Raw genomic sequence first — 4,864 nt, 5'->3', positions numbered from 1 at the left:
GGGGGGGGGGGGGGGGGGGGGGGGGGGGGGGGGGGGGGGGGGGGGGGGGGGGGGGGGGGGGGGGGGGGGGGGGGGGGGGGGGGGGGGGGGGGGGGGGGGGGGGGGGGGGGGGGGGGGCGGGGGGGGGTGGGGGGGGGGGGGGGGGGGGGGGGGGGGGGGGGGGGGGGGGGGGGGGGGGGGGGGGGGGGGGCGGGGGGGGCCGCCCCCCCCCCCCCCCCCCCCCCCCCCCCCCACTACCCGCATCCGCACGCAACCGGCATCCCGAAACAGAAAAGGCCGGCATTGGCCGGCCTTTTCGTTCACCACGCCGGGGCGTGGATCATTCCGATTCCCACCACATCCAGAAGCTGTCCCACAGGCGCTTGAAGAAGCCGGCCTGCTCGACGGCGGCCACGGCCACCAGCGGCGCTTCGGCGACGACCTTGCCATCCAGGGTGACCTTCACGGTGCCGATCTGCTGGCCGGCGGTGAACGGTGCTTCCAGGGTCTTGGGCACATCGATGCTCGGCTTCAGGTCGTTGTAGCGGCCGCGCGGCACGCTCACCAGCATCGGCTGGGCCACGCCCAGCTGCACCTTGTCGGTGGTGCCCTTCCAGACCTTGTGCTCGGCAACGGCCTTGCCCGGCTCGTACAGGCGGTGGGTCTCGAAGAAGCGGAAGCCCCAGTTCAGCAGGGCCAGGCTGTCATCGGCGCGCTGCTTTTCCGACGCACCGCCCAATACCACGGCGATCAGGCGCTGGTCGCCACGCTGCGCCGAACTCATCAGGCAGTAACCGGCTTCGGAGGTGTGGCCGGTCTTGATACCGTCCACGCTGCCGTCGCGCCACAACAACAGGTTGCGGTTCGGCTGCTTGATGTTGCCGACCTGGAATTCCTTGATCTTGTTGTACGCGTAGGTTTCCGGGTAATCACGCACCATCGCGCGGCCCAGCAGCGCCAGGTCGTAGGCGGTGCTGTGGTGGCCTTCGGCAGTCAGGCCGTGGGCGTTGACGAAGTGCGAGTTCTTCATGCCGATCTTGGCGGCGTAGCTGTTCATCAGCGACGCAAAGGCTTCTTCGCTGCCGGCCACGTGCTCGGCCAGGGCGATCGCGGCGTCATTGCCGGACTGGATCGCCATGCCCTTTTCCATGTCTTCCAGGCGTGCGGTCTGGTTGACCGGGAAGCCGCTGTAGCTGCCATCGGTGCCGGCGCCGCCTTCGCGCCAGGCGCGCTCGCTCATCATCACCTGGTCATCCGCACGGACCTTGCCGTTCTTGACCTCGGCGGCAACCACGTAGGACGTCATCACCTTGGTGATGCTGGCCGGCGCGAGCTGCTCGTGGATGTTCTCGCCGGCCAGCACCTGGCCGGTGGCGTAGTCCATCAGCACCCAGGCCTTGGATACGCTCGGCACCGGCGCCGGCGGGGTGGCAACGGTGGCCGGGGCGGCAGCGGCGGCGGCAGGCGCCGGCGTGGCCGGGGTCGGCAGCGGGGTCTGGGCGGAAGCCAGGCCCACCACCAGGGTGGCGGCCAGGGCGGTGGCGGCGGAACGGAAATTCATTGGACAGCAGGCTCCAGGGGACGGCCAGGAATGGAGGGTGGAACGTAGTGGCCATTGTAAGGCCGGGGCAGCATGGGCCGGCAGCACCGGCCCGGGCGGGTCAATCCTTGACGATCTGCGGCGAACCCAGGCCCAGACCGGCAATGCGGCCGACAAGTTCCGCGGCACTGGCATGGTCGCTGGCGGGAACGCGCAGGCGGAACAGGGTGCGGCCACCGGCGGCGATGTCGCTGATGGTCGCGCCAACGATGCCGGCGGCGTTGAGCTGGCCCATTGCGCGGTTGGCATTGTCGCGGCTGGAGAAGCTGGCGACCTGCACCATCACTGCGCCTACCACCTGCTGCGACAGGCTGGGGGCCGTCGGTGTGGCCGGCGTCGTACGCGCCGGCGCCGGCGTGACCGCGCGCGGCGCCGCGCTGGCGACGGCAACCGGTGCCACAGGGGCGCTGCGCGCCGGCGGTGCGCTCGGCGGCAGGCTGCTGACCGCCACGTCCGGCACGGCGCTGGCCACGCCCTGGGTGGTGGCCGGCTGGCCACGCGCAGGCATGGCGTCGGCCGGCAGGCGCTTGACCAGGCGATCAATGTCGCTGTCGGCGGTGGCACGCGCAGCCGTTACCGGGCGCGTACTGGCCGCCGCGACAGCCGTTTCGGCGGCACGGCGCTCGCGGCGCGACGGCTTTTGGGCCAGCAGGTTGCTCTCGCCCGGTTGCAGCGCACGCACTTCCACGTTGCCGGTACCGCGCTGGGTGATGCCCAGCCGCACCGCGGCGGCATAACTGAGGTCGACCACGCGGCCATCATGGAACGGGCCACGGTCGTTGACGCGCACGATCACCGACTCGCCGTTGTCCAGGTTGGTGACGCGGGCGAAGCTGGGCAGCGGCAGCGTCTTGTGCGCGGCGGTGAACTGGTACATGTCGTAGACCTCGCGGTTGGAGGTCAGGCGGCCGTGGAACTTGGCGCCGTAGTACGAGGCCGTACCGCGCTCGACATAGTTGCGGGTGTCGTCGAGCACCTTGTACGACTTGCCCAGCACCACGTACGGCGACTTGTTGCCGATGGCCGAACGCTCTTCGGCGGTCACTTCCGGCTCGGGAATGCAGGCGACGTTGGGAATGTAGTCCGGGGTGCTGTCACGCACGCCGGGCTTGTACAGCCCCCCGGCGGTGTAGTTGCCGCGCGTGTTCGGGTCTTCCTTGGCCGCGGCATAGGGCGAGCCCTCCGGGCAATGCGCCGGGCGCGAGCCGCGACCCTGCACCACCGTGCCGCTGGGCTTGCCACCGTGGCCGGCCGTGGCCGGCTTCTTCGGCGCACTGCTGCAGGCAGCGAGCGCGAGGACGATCAAGCTCGGGACCAGCCATCTGATGTTCATGCCGGGGGCAGCTCCTGTCCGGCGATGGCCTGGGACAACTGGAACACGGCCATCGCGTACATCTTCGAGAGGTTGTAGCGGGTGATCGCGTAGTAATTCTGGAAGCCCAGCCAGTACTGCTTGCCGGTGCTGCCCTCAAGCGTGATCGGCGTTGCGGTGGCGCCCGGCTGCACCGCAGCGCTGGGCTGGTAGCCGCGCTGCGCCAGGTCGGCCAGCGACCAGGTCGGCATCCATTCGGTCGGGTTGAACTCCTCGCGCCCCGGCGCCAGCGTGGCCGGTACGGCCACCTGGCCACCACGGACCCAGCCGCCCTTCTTCACGAAATAATTGGCGATGGACGAGAACACATCGTCGTAGCTGGTGAACAGGTCGCGACGGCCATCGCCATTACCGTCCACGGCGTAATCGAGATAGCTGGACGGCATGAACTGGCCCATGCCCATCGCACCGGCATAGCTGCCCTTGAGCGTGGTGATGTCCAGCTTTTCCTCACGGCCCAGCTCGAACAGCTTGGCCAGCTCATCGCGGAAGAACAGCTCGCGACGCACTTCGCGTTCCAGCTTGGCCGGGTCGCCACTGCGCGGGTAGTAGAACGCCAGCGTGTACAGCGCATCGAGCACGCGGTGGTTGCCGGCATTTTTCCCGTAACTGGTCTCCACGCCGATGATCGCCACGATCACTTCGGCCGGCACGCCGGTGCGCTGCTGCACGCGATCCAGTTCGGCACGATGCTGGGCCAGGAACGCACGGCCGCCATCGATGCGTGCCTTGCTGATGAACATCGGCCGGTATTCGTTCCACGGTTTGACCCGTTCGGCCGGGCGCGACATGGCGGCGATGATCGGCTGGCGCACCTGCGCCTGGTCGAGCACGCTGCTGATCTGCTCTGGCTTCAGGCCATAGCGCTTGGCCGTATCGGCAACAAAGCGGGCCCGTGCGACCTCGAACGGCACCGGGGTGAGATCGACCGGCGGCGCTGTAGCAGCGGCCGCTTCGGGCGCGGCCTCGGCCGGGCCGTGGGCCTTGGTGGCGGGCTGGCGCGGCGTACTGCTGGCCTGGGGCGGAGACGGTGGGGACTTCGGCTGGGTCGCGCAGGCGACCAGGCCGAGGGTGAGCATGCAGGCCAGAGTGCGTCGAATCATCGTCGCAGGTTAGCAGGTCATGGATGAATTAAAACCCCTAACACCATGAATCACAACGATTTGCCCGCGTTTAGCGGGAAATGTGAAGACGTCGTGATCGAGCTTCCCCATTCAGATAGAGGTGGCCGGTTGCGTCCCCATCCCCGCAGACGCAACCGGCGACCGGATCCGGTCGGTACCTGCGCGGCTGCCGCTCCCCAGTGGCAGTTCCCCGCGCTCCCTGTACCCGTTGGATCAGTACTGCTCCCGCCCGACGCCCCCTCGCGCTGCATCGATTGACGGCGCGCCGTACCGAACGGGCCGCCATTGTGCAGGCCGATTACGACAAGTCCATTGATCAAGATCAACGCGGTGTAAAAATGTGAACCAGCTAACGTTTTTCGCGGACTTTGGTCGGAGAGCGTGTTGCGTCGCATTGTTGTGAGAACGCTTCCACAACGGGCATTGCGCAGCGCCAGGAAGTCTCCGGCCAACTGCGCAGCCCCCTCGTGGGTGGTGTCTGGGTGGTCGCAGAAAGCCGGATTGCTGGGAGCTGGCCGGGTGGGTGGGCAGTGCGGGGACGCCGTGAACCCATCCATGAAGTGACCCCCGAGACTTGGACGGTGGGGTCAGGCGGCTGCTTGGGCCTGTTCCCGGTACTTTACCGGGCTTAGCCCCTTCAATTTCAATCTGATTCGCTCTTGGAGTGGACCGGCCAGCCTTTCGTAGACATCCGGTTGCCATAATTGATGGCAATGACCGAGGTGTTTATGGGCAACAGCAAGCAGTACACGGATGAGTTCCGGGCAGAGGCGGTGAAGCAGGTGATCG

The 4,864-nt window shown here is 68.3% G+C and carries 4 protein-coding genes; all 4 read right to left on the bottom strand.

Annotated features, from left to right (window positions below; all coding sequences use genetic code 11):
• Positions 1-319: 319 nt before the first annotated feature.
• Positions 320-1,540 carry a D-alanyl-D-alanine carboxypeptidase family protein gene (locus tag WDC87_RS21665; RefSeq protein WP_061479685.1) on the bottom strand — a complete coding sequence of 407 codons (1,221 nt, stop codon included), beginning with the start codon at positions 1,538-1,540 and terminating at the stop codon, positions 320-322.
• Positions 1,541-1,640: 100 nt separating this feature from the next.
• Positions 1,641-2,912: a septal ring lytic transglycosylase RlpA family protein gene (locus WDC87_RS21660; protein WP_053498246.1), complete on the bottom strand. Its 1,272-nt coding sequence runs from the start codon at positions 2,910-2,912 to the stop codon at positions 1,641-1,643.
• A complete protein-coding gene (mltB, locus tag WDC87_RS21655; protein WP_061479687.1) occupies positions 2,909-4,054 on the bottom strand; it encodes a lytic murein transglycosylase B in 1,146 nt (381 codons plus the stop codon). Before mltB ends, WDC87_RS21660 begins: the two co-directional genes overlap by 4 nt.
• Before the next feature lie 608 nt (positions 4,055-4,662).
• Positions 4,663-4,864 (bottom strand): hypothetical protein (locus WDC87_RS21650; RefSeq protein ID WP_336331328.1); only part of this gene is annotated, 202 nt, incomplete at its 5' end.

It is taken from the genome of Stenotrophomonas maltophilia group sp. Smal12 (assembly GCF_037079935.1).
In the GTDB taxonomy this organism is placed as follows: Bacteria; Pseudomonadota; Gammaproteobacteria; order Xanthomonadales; family Xanthomonadaceae; genus Stenotrophomonas; species Stenotrophomonas sepilia.
The sequence above is the reverse complement of the archived record's forward strand: the minus strand, read 5'-3'. Positions and strand labels throughout refer to the sequence as shown.